This is a genomic window from Acinetobacter sp. 1294596 (genome assembly GCF_000582925.1).
In the GTDB taxonomy this organism is placed as follows: domain Bacteria; phylum Pseudomonadota; class Gammaproteobacteria; order Pseudomonadales; family Moraxellaceae; genus Acinetobacter; species Acinetobacter radioresistens.
On the sequence record NZ_JFCC01000047.1, the window covers coordinates 1 to 25,675 of the forward strand.

The following is a 25,675-nucleotide window of genomic DNA, read 5'->3' on the forward strand; positions in this document are numbered from 1 at the left end:
GTGTAGAGAAAATTAAAACTGGCATTCCGATGATTGATAAAATGGCAATTATGGAAATTATCTGGTATGCGGCACAGTTTAAAGCAATTGCTGAGGGTAAAAAACCTAATCCAAAACTTTCTCCCTTAAAAGTATTTTTTAAATACCTTAAGGGAAATCTGACTGCTGTAGTTAAAGGCCAGATTAATTCGCGTAAATCGGCCTAGTTTATGTATATAGATGAGTGTATTGCATCTAGTGGTAAATAGTCCTGTCTTTAGGGTCTTTTAAACCTGAGGGCAGGCCTGTTTTATATTCTCGGTATGTAATGAAATAAACAGGCTGACGGGCTGATTCAGTATAAATGCAGGAAATAAGAAAAAATATCGAACTTATTCCATCCTGTTAAAAACTTGCCCTGATTACAGCTCTCATCACTGCATCAGAATAAACAAGGTTTACACACAAGAAAAAAAAGCCCAAGTCATAATGCTTGGGCTTTTTTATAAGATGCTGCCATCTTGAATATGGCGTCCCTACGGGGATTCGAACCCCGGTTACCGCCGTGAAAGGGCGATGTCCTAGGCCTCTAGACGATAGGGACTTTAAGTGAGGCATAGTTCTGAAATTGGCGTCCCTACGGGGATTCGAACCCCGGTTACCGCCGTGAAAGGGCGATGTCCTAGGCCTCTAGACGATAGGGACGTTTCAGAGGTGGGCGTATATTAGGGTGAATCCCCGGATGTGTCAAACACTTTTCTGGCATCTTTCCCTTAAAAATATACCGTTCGTATAAAAACAAAGCAAAATGCCAAATTTGTTTGAAATTGCTGCAAGATATTCTGATTCATGCTTTTGTATAAAAAAGAGCGGCATTTGCCGCTCTTAAGTGCTTTAGGTCGGCATCAAGACTTAGGATGGTAAAACACATAATAACTTGTATAGCATGCTGCAATAAAAAACAGGCATCCGAAGAAACTGATTCGCATGGATGGATCAAAAACCATACTGATACAGGTAATCAGACAGAAAACAAAACCTAGAATCGGAACAATAGGAAACAGCGGCGCAGCAAATGCAAGATCTTTAGCAGTTTTTCCCTGCTTATACCAGTCTCGGCGGAAGTTGAACATGCTGAGACAGATACTCATCCAGACTACTACCATGGTAAAGGCTGCGATTCCGAGCAAATTAGTAAAAATAGTTTCTGGGGCAAACTGCTCAGACAACAGACCCGGCATACCGCCGATCATGGTAACGATTACTGCAACATAAGGAATGCCGCGTGCATTTACTTTTGAAAATACTGCTGGTAATTGCTTGTTATAAGACAATGACCACATCATACGTGAGGCAGCAAATAAACCAGAGTTGGCCGCTGACAGCAATGCTGTGATAATAACAAAACGGATAATATCTTCAGCATAAGGGATACCAATGTGCTGAAATACCGTAACGAATGGGCTACTGCTTACACCCTCGGCTGCTAAACCTGCTTCCTGATGAGGTAGAAGTGCAGTTACCACCAAGATTGTTCCTACAAAGAAAATCAATAAACGGAAAATCGCTGCATTGATGGCTTTGGGTACATTTTTGGCGGGGTCTTGGGTTTCACCTGCTGCTACCCCAATCAATTCGGTCCCAGAAAAAGCGAAGTTCACAATCAACATGGTAGTGAAAATAGGAAACAGGCCTTCAGGGAACCAGCCTTGCGCGGTCAGATTACTAAAGAGTGGTGCAGACTCATAACCTTGGTAGCCAATTACACCGAAAATTGCCAGTAAACCAAACAGAATAAACGCGACAACAGTGATTACTTTCACCAGTGCAAGCCAAAATTCAGATTCGGCAAACCAGCGTGTGGAAATCATATTTAAGGTAAATACGAAGGCACCAAAAACCAGTGTCCACATCCACATGGAGCTATCTGGAAACCATTCCTGCATAAGAAGTGCAGCAGCAGTAAATTCGGTACCAAGGGTTACTGACCAGGTTAGCCAATATAACCAGGTAATGGTATATCCTGTTCCCGGACCAATAAACTTATTGGCATAGGCACCAAAAGAGCCTGAAACAGGCATATGTACAGCGAGTTCGCCAAGGCAAAGCATCACCATATAGGCAATAAGGCCACCCAGCACATAAGCAAGGATGGCGCCGACCGGCCCCGTTTGTGCAATGACTTCACCCGAGCCTAAAAACAGGCCAGTACCAATTGCGCCTCCCAGAGAAAGCATAACCAGATGTCGGGTACTCATAGCGCGTTTTAATGGCGCAGAATTGCCCTGATGCAACGCATCATTCGGAGAAGGAGATGACGGCATAGAGTTAAACGGAAAAGAGTAATGAAGCCGGCTATTTTAGAGAAAAAATGTAAATGTGCAATCGAAATAAAAAGCAGGAGAAATAACAGCAGAAGAATTGGCGTCCCTACGGGGATTCGAACCCCGGTTACCGCCGTGAAAGGGCGATGTCCTAGGCCTCTAGACGATAGGGACGTTTCAGAGGTGGGCTTATAATAGGGAGATTTTAAGGATGTGTCAAATGGCAGCTGGTATTATTTTTAACCAAATGAAAGCCTTACATCAATCAACTAACTTCTATGTTCGGGTTATAGGCAGATATACTTATGCCTAGGCCAGAGAGTTTAATTAGGCGATCAGAATAAAATAAAAGATGGCGTCCCTACGGGGATTCGAACCCCGGTTACCGCCGTGAAAGGGCGATGTCCTAGGCCTCTAGACGATAGGGACGTTCAGAAGGTAGCGGTATCTTATTGATCCGCTACCAGAGTGTCAAGCAGTTGAGGTGCGAGTTTGTTTAAAATATAGCAAAACAGCTCGGCAGTTTTCTGCGTGTCATATAATGCTGAATGTGCTTCTTTCCCGTCAAACTCAATTCCCGCCTGTAGACAGGATTTAGCCAGCACGGTTTGGCCAAACATTAAGGCACTGAGCGTGACCGTATCAAACACTGAAAAGCTATGAAATGGATTCTGGTTTTTAGTTCCACTTCGGTTAATAGCTGCCTGTAAAAAACCTAGGTCAAAATGGGCATTGTGGCCAACCAGTATGGCGTGAGTACACAGCTGTTCACGGCGGATATCATGAATAGACTTGAAGATACGTTTCAATGCAGTCTTTTCATCTTCTGCCATCGCCATACGCATCGGATTAAAAGGGTCAACCCCAATGAAGTCTAGCGAGCGGCGATCCAGATTAGCGCCTTCAAACGGATTAATATGTGCATGATAGGCAGGACCCGGAATAAATTTTCCTTCCTCATCATAGATAATCGGAATACAGGCAATTTCAAGTAACGCATCAGTCTGTGCATTAAAGCCCGCAGTTTCCACATCTACCACAACTGGCAGAAAGCCACGAAAACGCTGACCAATCACAGGTCGTGAATCTTGTGTCACACTTTTCTCCATTGAATGGTTTGACCGGCATAAAGTGGAATAATCTGTTCATTTTCCAGATATTCTAGGCTCGCTGGAATCACCTGCGGTTCTTTAACCAAGCTAATTGTTTGAGTATTACGCGGTAAGCCATAGAAGTCTGCACCAAACATGCTGGCAAAACCTTCAAGCCGTTCAATACGTCCTACCTGATCAAATGCCTGTGCATAAAGCTCAATAGCAGTAGGTGCACTATAGCAGCCTGCACAGCCACATGCATTTTCTTTAGCATTTTTAGAATGGGGCGCACTGTCTGTACCAAGAAAGAATTTCGGGTTACCACTAGTTGCCACTTCCAGCAGGGTCTGCTGGTGGGACTGACGTTTCAGAATTGGTAAACAGTAAAAATGCGGCTTGATTCCACCTACTAGCATATCATTACGGTTAAATAACAGGTGTTGTGGAGTAATGGTAGCTGCAACATTACGGTCCTGTTCCAGCACAAAATGTGCTGCTTCACTGGTAGTAATATGCTCAAGCACAACTTTAAGTGCTGGAAACTGCTTCAAGAGAGGAGAAAGTACTTCATCCAGAAAACGCTTTTCGCGGTCAAAAATGTCTACATGATTATGAGTAACTTCACCATGTAACAGTAAAGGCACCTGATATTTTTCAAGCTGCTCTATGACTGCATATACTTTACGGATATCGCTGACACCATTGTCTGAATTGGTAGTTGCACCAGCCGGATAAAGCTTGATGGCATTAACATATTCTGAATCTTTAATTTTTTTAACTTCTTCAGGTGAAGTGTAGTCAGTAAAATAAAGAACCATACGCGGATCAAAATTTACCCCTTCAGGCGCATGAGCCATAATCCGTTCACGATAGGCCAGAGCCTCATCAACCGTTTTTACTGGTGGAACCAGATTGGGCATGCAAATGGCGCGGGAAAACTGTCTGGCCAGATCAGGCACGGTACGTTTAAGGGCTAGGCCGTCACGTAAATGGACATGCCAGTCATCTGGTTGGAGAAGAGTGATCGTATTCAAAGTGTTCAGGCAAGAAAAATAAAATAGATGATAATCGATAAACTCTAAAAATGATAACGGCAATTATGGATAAAAGGCACAATAAAGTTCGTAATTTGCCCTAAGGGTATGCTATTTTTATAGAACTATAAAAACTATGCACGATGTTATGGAATATAAATATTACCTTACAACGTTGCAGCAACAAAAAGAAAAAATTGAAACTCTGGTCGCCCTACATTCTCATCGTACCAGTAGTTCGTTGCCGCAGGCACTTGAACAAGAGTTCTGGCAGCAGAATACTGAACGGGCCCGGATCAATATCTCACAATCTTTTGCTGCAGGTGTGTGGGCTTACCTTTTATTTACGGCTTTAGTGTTGCCAGGTGATTACTGGCTTTCTGGTCAGCGTTTTTTCTCTGCAGATTTCCTGCTGTGTATTGTTGCCATGCTTAATGGCGCAGTAAGTCTGTTAACCCTTTATGGCTTTGCTAGAAGTAAACTGCTTCAGCCTTACTTTTATCAGGCTGCATTAGGTTTAATGCTCTGGACTATTATTTCAAGCTGTCTGCTGAGTATGAGTTTTGCTACCCCTGCACTCAAGTATCAGTCAGTGATTGTGTTGTGTTTTATATATATGCTGGGGTTTATGATCAGTGGGGTACGGCCACTCCACATGCTTTTGGTCGGGACCCTGGCCGCGGTTATATCTATTTACTTACTGTTAGTATTTCATATTTCTTTTGAAGTGATCATTTTGAGCCGGGTACTGTTGGGAAGCTGTCTGTTTGGTTTTACTTTAAGTACCATGCTGATCAAGCGGGAACGTATACTGTTTTTAAATACCAAGCTTGCACAGCTTAATGAAAAAATTCAGTATATTCATGCTTCTGAACTTTTGCATTTAAGCCAGCATGACGAGTTAACCCAGATCTCTAACCGCCGTAATTTTGATGAGACTCTGGACAGTTTTTATAGGCAGTCACGTAAAGAAGGAACGCCCTTATCTCTACTGTTTATCGATGTGGATTTTTTTAAAAACTATAATGATTTTTATGGTCACCAGATGGGCGATAAAGTGATTTATAGTATTGCCAGAGCAATTAAAAATTCGATTCGGCACAGGGATTTTGTGGCCCGTTATGGTGGAGAGGAGTTTGTAGTGCTTCTTCCTGAAACCGAGGCGCATGGTGCCTATGCGGTTGCGTCCAATATTTATCGGGAAATTGAGCGGCTTGCTATTCCTCATGAACGTTCATGTATTGCCAGCTATATCACTGTAAGCTTGGGTATTACAATTTATAGGGGAGAAGCGGCTGTAACACAGGAGGCTTTGCTTGAGTCTGCTGATCAGGCACTCTATCGGGCCAAACAGTTGGGCCGCAATCAGATTTTCTATCAGTCAGTCGGTTCAACAAAAGTTGCATAACCATTAATTCTTATAAAAATAAAAGCCGCCAGAATCAGGCGGCTTTTAGACAGATTAAAAATTACTTCTTGTTATTTTCAAGCTGGGGTAAAGCTGAACCCTGACCCAATGATAGCAGGCCAGAGTCAGTATAAAGACCCAGTTTGGCGCGTGTATCTGTAATATCCAGATTACGCATAGTCAGCTGTCCAATACGGTCCATTGGTGTGAACATTGAATCACCTTTTTCCATAGTCAAGCGTTCAGCTTCATAGGTCAGGTTCGGAGATTCAGTGTTCATGATGGTGTAGTCATTACCACGACGCAGCTCTAACGTGACTGTACCCGTAATTGCTTTAGCAACCCAGCGTTGGGCAGTTTCACGCAACATCAGTGCCTGAGAGTCAAACCAGCGGCCTTGATAAAGAAGACGACCTAAACGCAGACCATTGATACGGTATTGTTCAATGGTATCTTCATTATGAATACCCGTTACCAGACGTTCATAAGTGATATGCAGCAACGCCATGCCAGGTGCTTCATAAATACCACGAGACTTGGCTTCAATAATACGGTTTTCAATCTGGTCGGACATTCCCAGCCCATGACGTCCACCAATACGGTTCGCTTCAAGAATAAGTTCCACCGGATTATCAAAACGTTGGCCATTTAATGCAACTGGCATACCTTCTTCAAAAGTCACGGAAACTTCTTCAGCTTTAACTTCGACTTCATCTTTCCAGAACGCTATACCCATAATTGGCTCGACAATCTTGATGCCGGCATTCAGGTATTCAAGATCTTTGGCTTCATGAGTTGCACCCAGCATATTTGAGTCGGTCGAGTAGGCCTTTTCTTTTGACATTTTGTAATCAAAGCCGTTATCGATGAGGAACTGTGACATTTCAGCACGGCCACCAAGTTCATCAATAAAGGTCTGGTCTAGCCAAGGTTTATAAATTTTCAGGTTAGGATTGGTAAGCAGACCATAACGATAAAAACGCTCAATATCGTTGCCTTTATAAGTTGAGCCATCACCCCAGATGTTGACATCATCTTCTTTCATGGCCGTTACCAGCATAGTACCAGTGACTGCACGACCTAATGGAGTGGTATTAAAATAAGGCATACCGCCTGTACTGATATGGAATGCGCCACATTGAATTGCAGCAATACCTTCAAGCGCAAGTTGCAGGCGGCAGTCGATCAAACGAGCTTTTACCGCACCATAATTTTCAGCTTTCTTTGGAATGGCATCATAGTCATCTTCATCAGGCTGACCAAGATTTGCAGTATACGCATAAGGCTCTGCACCTTTTTGTTTCATCCACAATAAAGCAGCAGAAGTATCCAGGCCACCAGAGAAGGCAATTCCGACTTTTTTGCCTACTGGTACATGCTGCAAAATGGTTGCATTATCAGTCATTGCTAGTCCTAACTATAAAACAGGCACCACGAATTGGCTGCCATTGAAAAATCTATAAACATTTTATTGTAACACTTTTAAACGAACATGTTTTCTTAAAAAAAAGACAAACTTTAAAAATTATAGGGGCGCTAAATTTATAATTACGCTTTTATGAGTTAACTCAGTTTATAAAAATTAATAAGGAGGTTTTATTTAGAGCAGAAAATAATACGGGCTTTTCTTGACTCTATTTCATCATATTTTAAGTTTTAAAAAATCTATAAGACTAAAGTTTTACAAGAGCATTAAAAGTACAGTTTTTAATACTTTGAATTTAAATATTCTATTTATTAAACAATATATTAAGAAAAAATAGAGAATTTTTATTTTAAATTGACTTTGCCAGAAATTAAACATTTTCTAATTTAAATTGGTATGACCAATTTTATAGATAAAATTTTATATTGATCTTTAAATAAGCAAAATTTAGGATAATTAAAGTAATTAAAAGATTTATTGTTCTTTAAAGTAAATATTGGTCTGACCAATTATTGTAGGGTTAGATCAATCAATATCTCGTGAGCATATCAAGGAGAAGAATGTGCTTTCACAATGGCAACAGATTTATGATCCGATGGGGAATTTATGGATTTCCAGCTTGGTCGCCCTGATTCCAATTATTTTCTTTTTTCTGGCATTGGCAGTTTTCCGTTTAAAAGGAAGTGTAGCGGGAACAATTACGGTGGTACTGGCTTTGCTGGTTTCACTTTTTGCTTATGGCATGCCGACCGATATGGCATTTGCCTCGGTAATTTATGGTTTCTTCTATGGTTTATGGCCAATATCCTGGATCATCATTGGTGCAGTATTCCTGTATAAAGTTTCTGTTAAAACAGGCCAGTTCGATGTAATCCGTTATTCAATTTTATCTATTACTGAAGACCAGCGTTTGCAAATGCTGTTGGTCGGATTTGCTTTTGGTACCTTTCTTGAGGGAGCAGCAGGTTTTGGTGCACCGGTTGCGATTACTGCGGCATTACTGGTCGGTTTGGGCTTTAAGCCATTGTATGCTGCCGGTCTGTGCCTGATTGTGAATACCGCACCCGTTGCCTTTGGCGCAATGGGTATTCCAATTATCGTAGCGGGGCAGGTGTCTGGTGTAGATACCATGGAAATCAGCCAGATGGTAGGCCGCCAGTTACCGTTTATGGTGCCAATCGTACTGTTCTGGATTATGGCCATTATGGATGGCTGGCGCGGAATTAAAGAGACCTGGCCGGCTGTAATTGTAGCAGGCGGTGCATTTTCACTGGCACAGTACTTGACCTCAAACTTTGTAGGGCCTGAATTGCCAGATATTACTGCGGCCATTGCGTCACTGGTGAGCCTGACAATCTTATTAAAATACTGGAAGCCTAAGCATATCTTTCGTTTTAAAGATGAAAACGACAGTCAGGTGGATGCCGAGTTGCTGGCTTCACAGAAGCAGAAATTCAGTATAGGCCAGATTGCCAAAGCCTGGTCACCATTTGTGATTTTGACAGCGATGGTAACTCTATGGAGTATCAAGCCTTTTAAAGATCTATTTGCTAAAGATGGCCCAATGCAGGATTGGGTGATTTCGATCAAGGTTCCTTATTTGCATCAGCTGGTTCAGAAAGTGCCTCCAGTGGTGCCCGAAGTTAAGGACTATGATGCTATCTTCAAATTTGACTGGCTCTCAGCAACCGGTACAGCAATTATTATTGCGGCGCTTATTACGATTGTTTATCTGAAAATGAAGCCACGTGAAGCACTGGTTACTTTTGGTGAAACAGTAAATGAATTAAAGACCCCGATTTACTCGATAGGCATGGTTCTAGCCTTTGCATTTATTGCGAATTACTCAGGAATGTCGGCAACATTGGCATTAGCCTTGGCCCATACTGGTAATGCTTTTACCTTCTTCTCGCCATTCTTGGGCTGGTTGGGCGTGTTCCTCACAGGTTCAGATACTTCTGCCAATGCACTGTTTGCAGCATTACAGGCAACTACTGCTCAGCAGATTGGTGTGCCAGAAGTTTTACTGGTAGCTGCCAATACCAGCGGTGGAGTCACCGGCAAGATGATTTCTCCACAGTCGATTGCCATTGCCTGTGCAGCAGCAGGGCTGGTAGGTAAAGAGTCCGATCTGTTCCGCTTTACGGTTAAACACAGTATAACCTTTACCGTAATGATTGGTATCATTATCACTCTACAGGCATATGTGTTCCCGTGGATGATTCCATAGGATAGAAAGAGGAAGTGCAGGGTGAAGGTCTCCGATAAAGTTATACAAAGTTTGTATCAGCTGATTGAACAGCAAGGAATGAAAGTCGGAGATCGCCTCGCTTCTGAGCGTAAGCTATGTGAACAGCTTGGTGTATCGCGCTCCTCATTACGGGAGGCCCTACAGCAGTTAAATACTCAAGGTACAGTGCAGAGCCGTTTAGGAGATGGTACTTATATTTGCCAACTGCCTGTTACCTGGTCACAGCATAAAATTGTTCAGCCTCTAAGCGGCCTGATTGACCAGGATCCACTTTACCGCTTCGATGTGCAGGAAGCACGATTGGTACTGGAAGGGGGAACAGCCTGGTATGCAGCTTTACGCTCTACTGCTGAGGACCGTATCAAAATTCATCACTTTTATGACCAGATCAGCCATTTCCAGTCAATTGGTGATCCGGATCAGGCTTCGGTAGCAGACGCCAAGTTTCATCTGGCGATTGCTGAAGCATCTCATAATTTGGTCCTGATACAGACCATGCGTGGCCTGTTTGATCTGTTGCAATACAACGTAGTGCTGGGTCGCCGTAAAGTCTATTCAGAGTCAGACCGGTTTGACCAGTTGCATTTACAGCATTTCAAGGTCATGGATGCAATTGACCGTAAAGATCCGCAGGCAGCCCGCATGGCAGTTTGTGGCCATATCGAATTTGTTATACAACAGGTACGCTCGATTGATGAGGAGGAAGCTCGTCATCAGCGTGCCAGTCGCTTAAACAGGATTTAAAATGATTATTTCATCTTCTAATGATTATCGTGAAGCAGCGCGACGCCGTTTACCTCCATTTCTGTTTCATTATATTGATGGCGGGGCATATGCGGAATATACCCTGCAACGAAATGTAGAAGACCTTTCCAAAATCGCTTTGCGGCAGCGTGTCTTAAATGACATGTCTGAACTGAGTCTGGAAACCAAGCTGTTTAATGAAACCTTGTCGATGCCAGTTGCTCTGGCACCAGTTGGCCTGACCGGAATGTACGCTCGCCGTGGGGAGGTTCAGGCCGCGGTTGCTGCAGAGAAAAATGGCATACCTTTTACTCTGTCAACGGTATCAGTCTGTCCAATTGAAGAAGTTGCACCAGCCATCCAGCGCCCGATGTGGTTTCAGCTTTATGTATTGCGTGACCGGGGCTTTATGAAAAATGCATTGGAGCGTGCCAAGGCTGCAGGTTGTTCGACTCTGGTCTTCACCGTAGATATGCCGGTACCAGGTGCACGTTACCGTGATGTTCATTCAGGCATGAGCGGACCTAATGCTGCCATGCGCCGCTATATGCAGTCCTTTATGCATCCACACTGGGCATGGAATGTTGGACTGATGGGACGTCCACATGATCTGGGCAATATTTCTAAATACTTGGGTAAACCAACCGGCCTGGAAGATTATATTGGCTGGTTAGGGGCAAACTTTGACCCGTCCATTTCCTGGAAAGATCTGGAATGGATCCGTGAATACTGGGATGGTCCAATGGTCATTAAAGGTATTCTGGACCCTGAAGATGCTAAAGATGCGGTACGTTTTGGCGCTGATGGAATTGTGGTATCTAATCATGGTGGACGCCAGCTAGATGGCGTATTGTCTACTACCCGTGCATTACCGGCTATTGCAGATGCTGTTAAAGGCGATCTGAAAATTATGGTCGATTCGGGAGTCCGTAACGGACTTGATGTAGTACGTATGATTGCGCTTGGGGCTGATTTATGTCTGTTGGGTCGTGCTTTCGTCTATGCATTGGGTGCTGCCGGCGGTGAAGGTGTAAATCACCTACTTGAGCTGATTAACAAGGAAATGCGAGTTGCCATGACACTAACTGGCGCTAAAACTATTCAGGATATTTCTTCTGAATGTCTGGTCAAGCGCATTATGGAGTAAAACCGTGTCTATCACCGCCTCTAAAGTCATACAGCAGTTTCAGCAAGTGGTCGGAGAAAAATTTGTACTTACCGATGAGCAGGAAACCCGCCTTTACCGGCAGGGTCGACGTTTTGGTGAAGGACAGGTTCTAGCCGTAGTAGCTCCCGGTAGCCTGATTGAACAATGGCGTATTTTACAGATTGCAGTGGCTGCAGACTGTATTGTAATTATGCAGGCCGCCAATACTGGCCTGACTGGAGGCTCTACACCTTATGGTCATGATTATGACCGTCCAGTAGTACTGATCAGCACCCGTCGGTTAGCCGGTATACAGGTTATCAATTCAGGAAAGCAAGTTATATGCTTGCCGGGTGCGACTTTAGATGCATTAGAAAAAGCCCTGTTACCCTTTAACCGGGAACCGCATTCAGTGATTGGTTCCTCCTGTATAGGTGCCTCTGTATTAGGGGGAGTGTGTAATAACTCTGGCGGTGCACTGGTAAGACGTGGGCCGGCGTACACCGAACTGGCCTTATATGCTCAGGTTGATGAACAGGGACAACTGCATCTGGTTAATCACTTGGGAGTAAGTTTAGGTACCCAGCCAGAACAGATTCTGATACGTCTGCAAAATGGTGAGTATCAGGAAAAGGATATTGATTACAGTCCGCAGCACCGCGCTTCTGATCCTCATTATGGTCATGACGTGCGTCAGGTTGATCTTGATACACCGGCGCGTTTTAATGCTGACCCTAACCGGTTGTTTGAAACTTCAGGTTCTGCCGGCAAGGTCTGTGTTTTCGCAGTGCGGCTGGATACTTTTGAAAAATTACCAAGTCAGGTGTTTTATATTGGAACCAATAGTCAGGATGATCTGACTGCAATTCGACGCTATTTACTGACACAATTGCCGCGTCTGCCGATTGCAGGTGAGTATATTCATCGGGTAGCGTATGACATTGGCGAGAAATATGGAAAGGATACCTTTCTGTTTATCGAAAAATTTGGAACTGCGCGGGTCCCTAAAGCTTTTGCCATGAAAGACAAAATTGATGGCATGCTGGAAAAAGTCAAAATCAGAGGATTAACCGACAAGGTTTTACAGCTGTTAACCGGCATTTTGCCACCCCATTTACCGCAGCGTATGGCCGAGTTCCGTAACCGCTATGAACATCATTTACTACTTCGTATCGAAGATCAGGATATAGCACAGGTAGAAAGTTACTTGCAGGAGTATTTTAAAATACACTCTACAGGCAACTATTTTCTGTGTAATGAAGAAGAAGGCCGTAAAGCTTTTTTACACCGATTTGCCATTGCAGGAGCAGCTATACGTTACCGTGATGTACATCGCCGGGAGGTCGAAGACATTGTGGCGCTCGATATTGCCCTAAAACGCAATGACCGGGAGTGGCTGGAAACCTTGCCTGAGTCAATGGAAGAGCAGATTATACATAAACTCTACTACGGTCATTTCTTGTGCCATGTTTTTCATCAGGATTACATCGTCAAGAAAGGGGTTGATCCATTGGCTATGGAGCATGCCATGTGGAAACTACTAGATCAGCGTGGTGCCGAATATCCGGCCGAACATAATGTTGGACATTTATATGTAGCCAAGCCTGCTTTAAAACAACACTATCAAAAGCTTGATCCAACCAACAGTTTCAATGTGGGCATTGGTTATACTTCCAGAAAAAAATATTGGTCATAAACCAAATTCTTTTAACTGTGCTTTTAAGAACTATTTATTAAAAGCACAGTTAAATTCTTCCCCGCAATACTTTTAAAGCCACCCTATATTTATATTTAAATTTTTAAAATAGCCTAAGCTTAAAATTGACGTTCAAATCTTTATCCTTCAAATAAACAGCCATAAACAATATAAAAAAATCAGTTAAAGTAGATGCAACAAATTGCAAAGCCCACTAATTACAAGGATATCCTATGACCAGCTATGCAAATATTTTAAAGCCATTAGATTTGGGATTTACTACAATTAAAAACCGGATAGTAATGGGGTCTATGCATACCGGGCTGGAAGACCGTTTTTATCATTATCCGAAGCTTGCGGCCTATTTTGCCGAGCGTGCCAAAGGTGGAGTTGGACTCATTATTACCGGAGGTATAGCACCTAATCGAGAGGGCTGGCTATCGCCAATGGGAGGCACCATGAACAGTCTGGCCGACATTCCCCATCACCGGTTGGTCACTCATGCTGTACACAAACATGGCGCTAAAATTTTGCTTCAGATTCTGCATTCTGGGCGTTACGGTTATCAGCCACTGGTCGTTTCTGCCAGTCCGGTTAAATCACCTATTTCCCTGTTTAAACCACGAAAAATGAGTGAGCGTAATATCCTGAGTACTATTAAGGATTATGCACATGCTGCCAACCTTTCAAAAAAGGCCGGTTATGATGGAATTGAAATTATGGGCTCGGAAGGGTACCTGTTAAACCAGTTTATGAGCCGGCATGTCAACCAGCGTCAAGACCGATGGGGCGGCACACTGGAAAACCGGATGCGGTTTTCACTTGAAATTGTAAAAGCTATCCGTGAGGCAGTGGGGGAGAAATTTATTATCTGTTTTCGTTTATCAATGCTGGATCTGGTTGATAATGGTAATACCATGGATGAAGTCATCCAGATTGCCCAGGCGTTAGAAAAAGCAGGTGTAACTTTGCTAAATACTGGGATTGGCTGGCACGAAGCGCGCATTCCCACCATTGTTACCTCTGTACCGCGTGCTGCTTTCGTCGATTATACCGCTGAAGTGAAGCAGTATGTGAATATACCGGTCATTGCCTCAAACCGTATTAATATGCCGGAGACTGCCGAAATCATTCTGGCTGAAGGAAAAGCCGATATGGTACAAATGGCACGCCCATTTCTGGCTGACCCTTTTTGGGTAGATAAAACTGCTACAGACCGTGTCAATGAAATTAACACTTGTATTGCCTGTAATCAGGCCTGCTTGGACCATACATTTAAATGGCAGCGTGCAACCTGTTTGGTCAATCCGCGGGCAGCTTATGAAACAGAACTGGTCTACGTGCGTACAAAAAAACCTAAGCGGATTGCTGTAGTGGGGGCTGGGGTTGCCGGAATGTCTGCGGCTACAGTTGCTGCGGGACGAGGGCACCAAGTGACTTTATTTGAAGCAAGTGATGAAGTCGGGGGACAGTTTAATTTAGCCAAAGTTGTGCCAGGCAAAGAAGAGTTTCATGAAACCATTCGCTACTTTAAGGTTCAAATTGAAAAAACCGGCGTAGAGCTTCGCTTAAATACCCGTATAAATCGTGAACAGCTTGAACGTGAAGGATATGATGAAATTGTGGTTGCCACAGGTGTTATACCGCGTCAGCTTAAAATTGCTGGCAGTGAAGCACCGCAGGTTTTGTCTTATGCAGAAGTGCTTAAGGGCGCAAAAGTGGGATACAGGGTTGCAGTGATAGGAGCAGGAGGAATTGGTTTTGATGTTTCTGAATTTTTACTCAAACCTGTCTCACAGCCTCAGCCACAACCTTTAACTGAATGGCAACGTGAGTGGGGCGTAGATTCAGAATCTCATTACCATACGGAAGGTGGAATGGTTTCGGCCGAATTGGAAACACCCGTTCGGGAAATTTATTTACTGCAGCGCAAACCTACGCCCTTAGGTGCAGGGCTTGGTAAGACAACAGGCTGGGTGCATCGTGCACAACTCAAAAAGCATCAGGTACGTATGTTGCGCGGTGTAAATTATAAAGCAATTACTGATGAAGGCTTATGGATTTCTCACGATGGGCATGACCAGCTGCTCCGTGTCGATACGATTGTAGTATGCGCTGGACAGGAATCAGTTAAAGATTTGATGCCACAGGGTGGAAAGAAAGTGCTGGCTAACTATCACATTATTGGAGGAGCAAAGCTGGCAGCAGAGCTTGATGCCAAGCGTGCCATTCGTGAAGGAGCTGAATTGGCTGCAAAGCTTTAACTAAATGATGAAACAATAGACATTTGACTATAAAGCACTAAAATTTTTCTTGAATAAAATGAAGAGGCTTTGTATTCTTAGCGGCATGGAAGCGTGGCAGAGCGGTTTAATGCACCGGTCTTGAAAACCGACGAGGGTTCACGCCCTCCGTGAGTTCGAATCTCACCGCTTCCGCCAGATATTTAAATAAGCCCTTGTATTTACAAGGGCTTATTTTTTTAACTATAGTTTCTTTATGTGTCTCATATAAAAATTTAAAGCAGGCATACTTTTTTGTATCATATTTAGAGCATAAAAGATGTGGTTTAAAAATTTTACCTAAAGCATTAACTTTTAAAGCTGATGCAATTTATAAAAGTTTCAACACTAAGCACTCTAATAAAGTTATTAAACTTTCTTTATAGATTTAAGAGTAAAAATAACGTAAATTTTTTTAAATAAAGTCATATTTAGGTTTTATAGGTAGAGAGTAAAATACTCGTTTCACTATTATAGATACCTGAAATATTACGAATCCGTTCCAGTACTTTATCAAAATTCTCAAGAGTATCTGACTGTAATTCGACCAATATATCCCACTTTCCATTGGTTGTATGAAGACGTTGCACTGCTGACTCTAAACGTAATTCGCGAATGACCGCCTGAGCCTTAGTTCCTTCAACCATAATATTCATCCATGCACGGATCACATTTTTCTCTGCATTTGGGCGAAAACGTACCGTGTAGCCTGTGATAGTGCCTGAAGCCTCCATATATTCAATTCTCTTTTGAACAGTAGCTCTAGAAACACGCGCTTTTAGGGCTAAATCTGTAATAGACATTCTCGCATTATCTTTAAGTAAACCTAAAATAATATGGTCAATATTGTTCATTTTGATATTGGGTATTAGCAAATTGATAAAAATTAAATCATTTTAATATTTATAAATAATTTTTTGAATCAATTTGTTTATTAATAATAGTGCAAACATAAAGTCCCGAAAAGTTTTAGCTAGATCACTTGAAGTATTAAGCGTTCTTAAAAGGGTGCTGAATTACAAATAAGTTCTCAAGTACCGGGAATCTTGAGACAACAGGGACAATGGATTAATTAAGGAACAGATGATGTCTTTATCGTATACGGATCAGAATAATGGTGCTTGGCAAACTTACCTTACTCAAATTGACCGGGTAGCGCCCTATTTAGATGCTGATTTAAGTAATTTTATTAATACTCTTAAAAGACCAAAGCGTACTCTGATTGTTGATGTTCCAATTGTTATGGATGATGGGACAATTCGTCATTTTGAAGGTTACCGTGTACAGCACAATCTTTCACGTGGACCAGGTAAAGGTGGTATTCGTTATCATCAGGATGTTGAATTAAATGAAGTTATGGCCTTATCTGCCTGGATGACGATTAAAACTGCGGTATTGAATCTTCCATTTGGAGGTGCTAAAGGGGGAATTCGAGTCAATCCTAAAGAACTTTCACTACGTGAACTGGAACGTTTAACTCGTCGCTTCACCAGTGAGATCAGTTCAATTATTGGTCCTCAAATTGATATTCCTGCTCCAGATGTAGGTACGAATCCTAATATCATGGGCTGGATGATGGACACCTACTCAAGCATTAAAGGGCACACTGTAACAGGTGTCGTAACAGGCAAACCTGTACATTTAGGCGGTTCTCTCGGACGTGTACGGGCTACCGTCGGGGCGTATTTGTAACGGGGCTGGAAGTAGCCAAGAAAATTCAGCTGCCTGTTGCAGGTAGCAAAGTCGCTGTGCAAGGCTTTGGTAATGTAGGAAATGAAGCAGCTTATCTGTTTAGTCATGCTCAAGCCAAAATTGTTTGTGTTCAAGACCATACAGGCACAATTTTTAATCCCGAAGGTTTAAGTGTTAAAGCATTACAAAAACATGTCACAGAGCATGGAGGCGTAATGGGCTTTGCTGAAGCTCAGGTGATTGCAGATGAAGATTTCTGGGATGTCGATATGGATATTCTTATTCCTGCGGCACTAGAAGGTCAGATTACAGTGGAACGGGCACAACGGCTTAAAGCTAAAATTGTTCTGGAAGGCGCTAATGGCCCGACCTATCCCGAAGCAGATGATGTTTTCGTGAGCCGTAATATTGTAGTGGTGCCAGATGTCATCTGTAATGCAGGTGGTGTAACGGTGAGCTATTTCGAATGGGTTCAGGATATGGCGAGTTACTTCTGGAGTGAGGAAGAGATTAACGAGCGTCTTGATAAATTAATGATTCAGGCCATCGCTGATGTCTGGAATACAGCAGAAAATAAAGCATGTAGCTTGCGTACAGCAGCTTATATTCTCGCATGTGAACGTATTTTAAAAGCACGTAAAGAACGCGGTATTTTCCCTGGATAAGTCAGTTTCATAAAGTCAGAGCCAAATATAAAACAGGAAGTGGGTAAATAAAATGAATGACGTAGCGATTACACGTAGCAACTTTAATGACTGGATGGTTCCAGTTTTTGCTCCAGCAAATTTTATTTTAGTTCGTGGGGAAGGTTCTCGTATCTGGGATCAAGACGATAAAGAATATATTGATTTTGCCGGTGGTATCGCGGTAAACGCTTTGGGCCATGCACATCCTGTAGCAGTCAAAGCCTTAACTGAACAAGCACAAAAGCTGTGGCATATCGGCAATGGTTATACCAACGAGCCGGTATTACGCCTTGCAAAGCAACTGGTCGATAATACCTTTGCTGACAAAGTGTTTTTCTGTAACTCAGGGGCAGAAGCCAACGAAGCAGCGTTGAAACTGGCCCGTAAAGTCGGTTTGCTCAGCGGCAATGCAAACAAGAACCAGATTGTTGCCTTTAAAAACGCCTTCCACGGCCGTACTTTATTTACGGTCACGGCGGGGGGGCAGCCAAAGTATTCTCAAGACTTTGCACCCTTACCAGGAGGCATTGAACATACGGCATTTAATGACCTTGAAGCAGCCAAAGCCGCGATCACTGAAAATACCTGTGCCGTGATTGTTGAACCGATTCAGGGTGAAGGCGGTGTGCTGCCAGCAGATATCGAATTCCTGAAAGGCTTACGCGCACTATGTGATGAAAAAGGTGCTGTACTGATTTTTGATGAAGTACAAACGGGCGTTGGCCGTACCGGTTCGCTTTATGCTTATATGAATACAGGCGTAACGCCTGACATTCTGACCACGGCAAAAGCATTAGGCGGTGGTTTCCCGATTGGTGCCATGATCACCACAGATCATTATGCCAACATGTATGCAGTGGGTGATCACGGTACCACCTATGGCGGCAACCCATTGGCCTGTGCAGTGGCGGGGGCGGGATTTGAATTTTTCAATACACCAGAAGTGTTAGACGGCGTAAAACAACGTCATCAATATTTCATTGATGCCTTAAATAAAATCAATGCGCAATATGGCCTGTTCAAAGAAATCCGTGGTCAGGGCTTATTAATTGGCTGCGTGCTGAAAGATGAACACGCAGGTAAAGCCAAAAATATTGTGACACTGGCCGGTGAGGAAGGATTACTGGCTTTGGTTGCTGGAGCAGATGTTGTACGTTTCACACCATCATTGATCATTCCTCAACAGGATATTGATGAAGGCCTGAACCGTTTCGCCCGTGCACTTGCACGTCTTTAAATCTTTTGTGAGCATCTAACCATGATGATTGTTAGACATGCAGCGCATCGGGATTTAGATGATATTTATCGTTTGGCGCAAAGAGCCGGTGAAACAGGGATTGGTCTGACTTCCTTACCACAAAATCGAGACATTCTAGCTGAACGTATTACACGTACCTCGCGTACTTTAGCGGGTCTGACCGAAAAGTGTGAGGCAAGTTATCTGTTTGTACTCGAAGACACCAGCCTGCAGAAAATTGTAGGTGTAAGTGCTATTGAAGTGGCAGTGGGGCTAAAGGAACCTTTTTATAATTTTCATGTGGCGAAGCAGGTCCATGCATCTAAAGCATTAAATGTTTATAAAACTTTAGATACCCTGTTTTTAAGTAATGATCATACAGGGTGTAGTGAGCTTTGCACCTTATTTCTTGATCCTGAATACCGTAAAAACCAGAATGGAAAATTTTTATCTAAAGTCCGTTTTCTGTTTATTGCGGCGTTTAGAACACATTTTGAAGAGCGGCTGATTGCAGAGATGCGAGGTTTTTCGGATGAAAAGGGTTACTCGCCATTTTGGGATGCATTAGGCCATCACTTTTTTGATATGGACTTCGCTGCTGCCGATTATTTAAGTGGGACCGGACAAAAAGTATTTATTGCTGAATTAATGCCTAGATTTCCGGTCTATGTCGATTTACTTGGCGCAGAAGCTCGGAAAGTTATTGCAGAGGTCCATCCACATACTTTACCGGCTGCAAAGGTATTGATGTCAGAAGGGCTTAAATATCAAGGTTATGTTGATATTTTTGATGCAGGTCCTACTTTGGAAGCCAATATTGCTGACTTACGCGCAGTCAAAGAAAGTCGTGTATTGAAGATAAAAATTACTGAGCAGGTCGAAATATCAAATAAACAGTATCTGGTTGCAAATGATCAATATGCAGATTATCGCGTATTACTCATTAATAACCAGCTATTAGCTACCGATATCTTATTGGTGACGCCACAGCAGGCTCAAGCACTTAATGTCCAGGAACGGGATGAAGTGCGAGTTTTAGCATTAGAAAAAATGGAGAATAACTAATGTCACAAGGTGCATTATTCATTAATGATACCTGGATTCAGGGACAAGGGCCTGCGTTCAGTAAAAAAAATCCTGTCAGCAATGAGCAAATTTGGGCAGGGCATGAAGCCAGCCAGGCCGATGTTGAGCAAGCTTGTCATGCTGCTCGGCAGGCATTTCCAGCTTGGGCACGCTTAGCCTTAGAAGAACGAATTGCCATTATTGAGCGTTTTGCCGGCTTATTAGAACAACATAAAACCCAACTGGCTGAAGTGATTAGTCAGGAAACCAGTAAACCGCTATGGGAAACCTTAACCGAAGTACAATCAATGATCGGTAAAGTGGCGATTTCAATCCGCGCTTATCATCAACGGACTGGTTTTAGCGAAACTGAAATGCCAGATGGGGTGGCGTCGTTACGTCATCGTCCTCATGGCGTGCTGGCTGTATTTGGCCCGTATAACTTCCCGGGTCATTTACCAAATGGTCATATTGTTCCTGCACTGATTGCCGGCAATACCGTGGTGTTTAAACCAAGTGAACTCACCCCTTGGACTGCGGAAGAAACTGCAAAATTATGGCAACAGGCCGGTTTACCCAAAGGTGTACTGAACATCGTACAAGGTGGGCGTAGCACGGGTGAAGCACTTGCAGCAGCTGAACAAATAGATGGTTTACTGTTCACAGGCAGCGCCAACACAGGTTATCAATTGCATAAGCAAATGGCTGGTGCACCTGAAAAAATTCTTGCTTTGGAAATGGGCGGTAATAATGCCCTGATTATTGATGAAGCAACCGATATTGATGCGGTGGTGAATTTAGCCATTCAATCGGCTTTTGTTTCTGCGGGACAACGTTGTACCTGTGCACGCCGTATTATCGTTAAACAGGGTGCCAATGGGGATGCCTTCATTCAACGTTTTGTTGAAGTCGCTAAAAACTTGGTGGTTGGTGTCTGGAATGCTGAACCACAACCCTTTATGGGCGGGGTGATTTCTGCACATGCCGCGGAACAGATGCTGGCAGCACAAAGCAAACTGATTGCTCTAGGTGCAAAAGCATTGTTGGAAATGACGCGTCCACAAGCAGATAGTTCATTGCTCACCGCAGGCATTTTAGATGTAACCCAGGTTACCGATATTCCTGATGATGAATACTTTGGCCCGCTCACCACGATCTATCGCTATAACAGCTTCCATGAAGCCTTAAATATTGCCAATAACACCCGCTTTGGTTTGGCCGTAGGGCTGGTGTCACCTGACCGTGATTTATTTGATCGTGTATTGATTGAAGGGCGGGCAGGCATTGTGAACTGGAATAAGCCATTAACAGGTGCATCAAGTGCGGCACCGTTTGGTGGGGTGGGCGCATCGGGCAATCACCGTGCCAGTGCGTTCTATGCCGCAGATTATAGTGCATGGCCGATGGCTTCCCTGGAAAGTGACAGTGTGAGCTTACCCTCAAAATTGTCACCGGGCATTGTGCTGTAAGACGGACCACATCAGGACACATGGAGAAAAAAATGTCAGGTTATGAAATCAACTTTGATGGTCTGGTTGGGCCGACACATCATTATGCAGGTCTGTCTTTTGGCAATGTCGCATCAACTAAAAACCGTAATAATGCATCCAATCCGAAATTGGCCGCAAAACAAGGCTTGAAGAAAATGAAAGCGCTGGCGGATTTGGGACTCAAGCAAGGCGTGTTTGCCCCACAAGAGCGCCCACATGTGCCAACGCTGCGCCGTTTGGTTTTAGCGGCAGTGATATTGACGTGATTACCCAAGCCATACGCACTGCTCCAGCATTGTTATCATCATTGAGCTCGGCTTCCTCCATGTGGACTGCGAACTCGTGTACGGTGTCGCCATCGGCAGATAGCGCGGATGGTCGCATGCATTTTACTGCGGCAAATCTGAATAATAAGTTCCATCGATCAATTGAGCATCATACGACCACACGTATTTTGCAAGCAATGTTCAACAATGAGGTATATTTCGCGCACCATGAAGCATTGCCTGAAGCAGCACTGTTCGGTGATGAAGGTGCAGCCAATCATAACCGTTTAGGTGGTGCATATGACCAGGCAGGTGTACAGGTGTTTGTTTATGGTCAGCAACAGCTCGGTGGAACCGTTGCACCGCAGAAATTCCCTGCACGTCAAACCCGTGAGGCGAGTGAAGCAATTGCGCGTTTACATCATTTAGATGCGAAACGCACGGTGTTCATTCAGCAAAACCCGGATGTGATTGATCAGGGGGTATTCCATAACGATGTGATTGCGGTGAGTAATCAGCAGGTTCTCTTTCATCATCAGCAGGCATTCTTAAATCAAACTGATGCATTGCAGGAAATCCGTGAAAAAATGGCAGGGATTGGGCAAGAGTTTGTGTCGATTGAAGTACCTGAAATTCGAGTCAGTGTTGCTGATGCGGTATCGACCTATTTGTTCAATAGCCAGATTCTGACCCGTGCGGATGGCGGCATGAGTATTGTGGTACCGGAGGAATCTCGCCAGAACAAAGCAGTTTGGGACTATTTGAATGACATGATTCAAATGGGTACGCCAATTGATGACATCAAGGTGTTTGATCTGCGTGAAAGTATGCGAAATGGCGGTGGTCCTGCATGTTTACGCTTACGTGTGGCGGTGAATGAGGCGGAACTTGCTGCGATCAATCCAAACCTGTTTATGAATGATGCATTGTTCAAAACCCTGAATCAGTGGGTAGATCAATATTATCGTGACGAGTTAACCCAAGAAGATTTGGCTGATCCGGATTTATTGATTGAGAGTTGCACCGCGCTGGATGAACTCACCAAGATTTTAGGTTTAGGTTCGGTTTATCACTTCCAGAGATAAATATTCAATAACGCTTTTAAGGATGAAAGTACATGGTTGATCTACTCGCATTGACTTTGGCGCAACAGTCCCCTGAGCAGATACAGGGTGAAACGGCTGGATTTACATGGCAGTGGCTGGGTGAAGGGCTATTGCAATGTACGCCAAAAACGGCTTATCGAAAAACCATCGTGCTTTCGGTTGGTATTCATGGCAATGAAACGGCACCGATCGAATTGCTGGCACAGATCATTCAGGATTTGTTTTCCGGTCAGCTGGCTTTAGCGGTTCGTGTACTTTTCGTATTGGGCAATCCCGCTGCAATCCGACAAGGGGTTCGTTATCTTGAAAATGATATGAATCGCATGTTCTGCGGTGCTTACCAGCAATTGGCCCAAGATGGCGAAACTCAACGTGCAGCGTTATTGGAACAGGTTACTACACAGTTTTTTCAGCAAAGCCAGTCAAATGCACAACGCTATCATTATGATTTACATACCGCGATTCGTGAATCCTTACTTCCAGTTTTTGCCCTATTCCCTTACCAGATGCAGCCTTATGATGACTTTTTGATTCAAAGTTTAAATGCTGCTGATCTGGATGCCTTGGTATACCACAAGGCGGCTGGAAAAACTTTCACGCATTTCACTACTGAACGTTTTCAGGCCGCCAGCAGTACTTTGGAATTAGGTAAGGCCAAGCCGTTTGGTGAAAATGATTTGGTCGAATTTGCCAGTACTGACCTGATGCTGCGTGCAGTAGTTTCAGAGCAGCCTTTACCGATCAGACAGAAATCCGAGATTCGCCAGTTTAAGGTGGTGGACTCGATTTTAAAGCAAAGTGATGATTTCCAGCTGAATCTGAGTGCCGATGCACCGAATTTTTCTACCTTCCAGCAAGGTGAGGAGATTGCAACGCAACACGCCGGGAATTATATCGCGCATGAGCAGCAAGTCTGGATTTTATTTCCTAATCCAGAAGTAAAAACGGGGTTTCGGGCGGGCTTGATTTTGAAAGAAATTCAATAGGTTAAAGCGATTAAAAGCAGACGGGATGTCGGTAGAGAAGAATATACATGGAGTTTGAATATGGAAGCTCAGTAAAAATACAACAGAGATAAGAAAATATCTTTTTGATATTAATTTTTTATGGAACTAAGCAGCAAGGACAGGTTGTCATAAGAAGACAGTTGGAGCGAGCGTGTATGAGTAACAACAACGAAAAAATATTTCCGTCAGGAGAAGTTCTGGGTGAGCAATATGTGGTTCAGCAAGACACATGTACTAAGACAGAAGTTTCTGCAGCAGAGACAGATAAACCCCTAAAGCGTGCCATGACCAAACGTCATTTAGTCATGATTTCACTGGGGGGCGCAATCGGAACAGGACTGTTTTTAGGCTCAGGTGATGTCATTTCTCAAGCTGGCCCAATAGGTGCTATTTTATCTTATCTGCTTGGAGGAGCGATTGCCTATATGGTGATGCTTTGTCTTGGGGAGCTTGCTGTACAAATGCCTGTATCGGGCTCATTTGGTGAATATGCAAGAATGTATATTGGTCCGGGTACAGGTTATATGATTACCTGGCTATACTGGTTAACTTGGACGGCTACTTTAGGCACTGAATTTACTGCGGCTGCACTGCTTATGCAGGAATGGTTTCCTTCCATTTCTATGTGGACATGGACATTGCTGTTTGCTGCTCTGGTTTTTGTACTCAATGTGAGCTCGACACGCTTATTTGCCGAATCTGAATTTTGGTTATCCTTGGTTAAGGTACTCACTATTTTATGTTTTATCGGATTAGGTTTGGCCGCTATTTTTGGTGTGATTTCCTATCATGGTCATGAATCTGCTCCGTTATTTAGCAAGCTGACAGAACATGGCTGGTTTCCAACCGGGATTTATCCCATTTTTGCCACCATGCTCATCGTTAATTTTGCTTTTTCTGGTACAGAATTAATTGGTGTAGCCGCCGGTGAAGCTGAAGAGCCAGCCAAGAATGTTCCCAAAGCCATTAATGCAGCTATCTGGCGTTTATTAATTTTCTTTGTTGGCACCATTGTGGTGATTTGTGCATTACTTCCATTTGAAATGGCGGGGATCAATTCAAATAGTGTTAGTAATAGCCCCTTTGTAACGGTCTTTAATTATATTGGAATACCTTATGCAGAAGATATTATCCGTTTTGTAATCATTACGGCATTATTATCTGCAGCAAACTCAGGGTTATTTGCTGCCTCTCGAATGATGTGGTCATTGTCCAGCAAAAACCAGTTGCCTAAAATCTTTGCCAAATTGACACGCTCTGGCACACCCATTGTTGCCATAATTGTAACTATGTTCGGGGCAATACCTGGTTTGTTATCTGAACAGTTTGCTCCTGAAACGATTTTCAAGAATCTGCTCGGTGTTGCTGCCTTTACCATGGTAGTAGTCTGGATTTCAATATGTGTATGCCAATTCAACTTTCGCAGACAGTGGATTAAATCAGGTAAAACGGTCAAGGAGCTTAAATTCGCTGCACCACTATTTCCACTCACACCAATTTTAGGAGGGCTCTTCTGCGTCATTACATGTATCAGTATGGTTGCTGATCCTTCAATGCAAGTCGGTTTTATCTGTTGTATTCTATTTATGATTGCATGTTACTTGAGCTATAGCATTTTCTATAAAAATAGACCCTGCTCATAACAATAATGTAATATTTTACTCTACACAAAAGCTCTCTTTACTTGCTACACAGTATTTGGGTAAGTAAAGAAGAGTATATTAAATAGGTAGGTTTAATC

Annotated in this window: 16 protein-coding genes, 5 tRNA genes and 3 pseudogenes; 15 read left to right on the plus strand and 9 right to left on the minus strand. The window is 43.3% G+C overall.

Going from position 1 to position 25,675, the window contains the following annotated elements:
- Positions 1-206, plus strand: a pseudogene (locus J502_RS13410) (NADH oxidase); the annotation flags it as partial.
- Positions 207-507: 301 nt separating this feature from the next.
- Here the strand turns inward: J502_RS13410 and J502_RS13415 are convergent.
- The 7 genes from J502_RS13415 to pyrC form a co-directional block, all read right to left on the minus strand.
- Positions 508-583 (minus strand) — tRNA-Glu (locus tag J502_RS13415).
- 25 nt (positions 584-608) lie between these two features.
- Positions 609-684, minus strand: a tRNA-Glu gene (locus J502_RS13420).
- Positions 685-884: 200 nt separating this feature from the next.
- Entirely contained in the window at positions 885-2,303 is a 1,419-nt protein-coding gene (locus tag J502_RS13425; RefSeq protein WP_005406804.1) for an amino acid permease, read from the minus strand.
- Positions 2,304-2,401: 98 nt separating this feature from the next.
- A tRNA-Glu gene (locus J502_RS13430) sits at positions 2,402-2,477 on the minus strand.
- A gap of 179 nt (positions 2,478-2,656) precedes the next feature.
- Positions 2,657-2,732 (minus strand) — tRNA-Glu (locus tag J502_RS13435).
- A 20-nt stretch (positions 2,733-2,752) separates the two neighbouring features.
- A complete protein-coding gene (gene rnt / locus J502_RS13440) occupies positions 2,753-3,412 on the minus strand; it encodes a ribonuclease T (protein ID WP_005404392.1) in 660 nt (219 codons plus the stop codon).
- Positions 3,397-4,431, minus strand: coding sequence for a dihydroorotase (gene pyrC, locus J502_RS13445; RefSeq protein WP_005019184.1), 1,035 nt, complete (start codon positions 4,429-4,431; stop codon positions 3,397-3,399). Before pyrC ends, rnt begins: the two co-directional genes overlap by 16 nt.
- Before the next feature lie 148 nt (positions 4,432-4,579).
- On the opposite strand from pyrC, the gene J502_RS13450 reads away from it, so the two are divergent.
- On the plus strand, positions 4,580-5,839 hold the full coding sequence (locus J502_RS13450; RefSeq protein WP_034684495.1) for a GGDEF domain-containing protein: 1,260 nt from the start codon (positions 4,580-4,582) through the stop codon (positions 5,837-5,839).
- A 61-nt stretch (positions 5,840-5,900) separates the two neighbouring features.
- Here the strand turns inward: J502_RS13450 and argG are convergent, their stop codons facing one another.
- The gene (gene argG / locus J502_RS13455; protein ID WP_005406601.1) at positions 5,901-7,244 is read right to left on the minus strand and encodes an argininosuccinate synthase; all 1,344 of its coding nucleotides are present in this window, start codon (positions 7,242-7,244) and stop codon (positions 5,901-5,903) included.
- Positions 7,245-7,827: 583 nt separating this feature from the next.
- Between argG and lldP the strand changes: the two genes are divergently transcribed.
- The 6 genes from lldP (at position 7,828) to J502_RS13485 (ending at position 15,544) form a co-directional block, all read left to right on the plus strand.
- Complete coding sequence (gene lldP / locus J502_RS13460) at positions 7,828-9,495, plus strand: L-lactate permease (protein ID WP_034684487.1); 1,668 nt, start codon at positions 7,828-7,830, stop codon at positions 9,493-9,495.
- Between the two features lie 21 nt (positions 9,496-9,516).
- Entirely contained in the window at positions 9,517-10,260 is a 744-nt protein-coding gene (gene lldR, locus J502_RS13465; RefSeq protein ID WP_005406524.1) for a transcriptional regulator LldR, read from the plus strand.
- Between the two features lies 1 nt (position 10,261).
- Positions 10,262-11,407 (plus strand): FMN-dependent L-lactate dehydrogenase LldD, encoded by a 1,146-nt coding sequence (gene lldD / locus J502_RS13470; protein WP_005406852.1) that lies wholly within the window; start codon positions 10,262-10,264, stop codon positions 11,405-11,407.
- A 4-nt stretch (positions 11,408-11,411) separates the two neighbouring features.
- On the plus strand, positions 11,412-13,103 hold the full coding sequence (gene dld / locus J502_RS13475; protein ID WP_005406785.1) for a D-lactate dehydrogenase: 1,692 nt from the start codon (positions 11,412-11,414) through the stop codon (positions 13,101-13,103).
- Positions 13,104-13,336: 233 nt separating this feature from the next.
- Entirely contained in the window at positions 13,337-15,367 is a 2,031-nt protein-coding gene (locus J502_RS13480; RefSeq protein ID WP_005406680.1) for an NADPH-dependent 2,4-dienoyl-CoA reductase, read from the plus strand.
- 87 nt (positions 15,368-15,454) lie between these two features.
- Positions 15,455-15,544 (plus strand) — tRNA-Ser (locus J502_RS13485).
- A gap of 272 nt (positions 15,545-15,816) precedes the next feature.
- Here J502_RS13485 and J502_RS13490 read toward each other — a convergent pair.
- The gene (locus J502_RS13490) at positions 15,817-16,239 is read right to left on the minus strand and encodes an Lrp/AsnC family transcriptional regulator (protein WP_005027161.1); all 423 of its coding nucleotides are present in this window, start codon (positions 16,237-16,239) and stop codon (positions 15,817-15,819) included.
- 229 nt (positions 16,240-16,468) lie between these two features.
- Between J502_RS13490 and J502_RS13495 the strand changes: the two are divergent.
- The 7 genes and pseudogenes from J502_RS13495 to J502_RS13525 all read left to right on the plus strand — a co-directional run bounded on the left by J502_RS13495 (position 16,469) and on the right by J502_RS13525 (position 25,577).
- Positions 16,469-17,742, plus strand: a pseudogene (locus J502_RS13495) (Glu/Leu/Phe/Val family dehydrogenase).
- Between the two features lie 52 nt (positions 17,743-17,794).
- Positions 17,795-19,000, plus strand: a complete 1,206-nt coding sequence (locus J502_RS13500; RefSeq protein WP_034684490.1) for an aspartate aminotransferase family protein — start codon at positions 17,795-17,797, stop codon at positions 18,998-19,000.
- Between the two features lie 21 nt (positions 19,001-19,021).
- Positions 19,022-20,065, plus strand: coding sequence for an arginine N-succinyltransferase (astA, locus tag J502_RS13505; protein ID WP_005406566.1), 1,044 nt, complete (start codon positions 19,022-19,024; stop codon positions 20,063-20,065).
- On the plus strand, positions 20,065-21,534 hold the full coding sequence (astD, locus tag J502_RS13510) for a succinylglutamate-semialdehyde dehydrogenase (RefSeq protein WP_034684492.1): 1,470 nt from the start codon (positions 20,065-20,067) through the stop codon (positions 21,532-21,534). The genes astA and astD overlap by 1 nt, the downstream gene beginning before the upstream one ends.
- A 32-nt stretch (positions 21,535-21,566) precedes the next feature.
- Positions 21,567-22,906: pseudogene (gene astB / locus J502_RS13515) on the plus strand (N-succinylarginine dihydrolase).
- A gap of 32 nt (positions 22,907-22,938) precedes the next feature.
- Positions 22,939-23,913, plus strand: coding sequence for a succinylglutamate desuccinylase (gene astE / locus J502_RS13520; protein ID WP_005406746.1), 975 nt, complete (start codon positions 22,939-22,941; stop codon positions 23,911-23,913).
- A gap of 176 nt (positions 23,914-24,089) precedes the next feature.
- Positions 24,090-25,577, plus strand: a complete 1,488-nt coding sequence (locus tag J502_RS13525) for an amino acid permease (protein WP_005406671.1) — start codon at positions 24,090-24,092, stop codon at positions 25,575-25,577.
- Positions 25,578-25,675 lie beyond the last annotated feature (98 nt).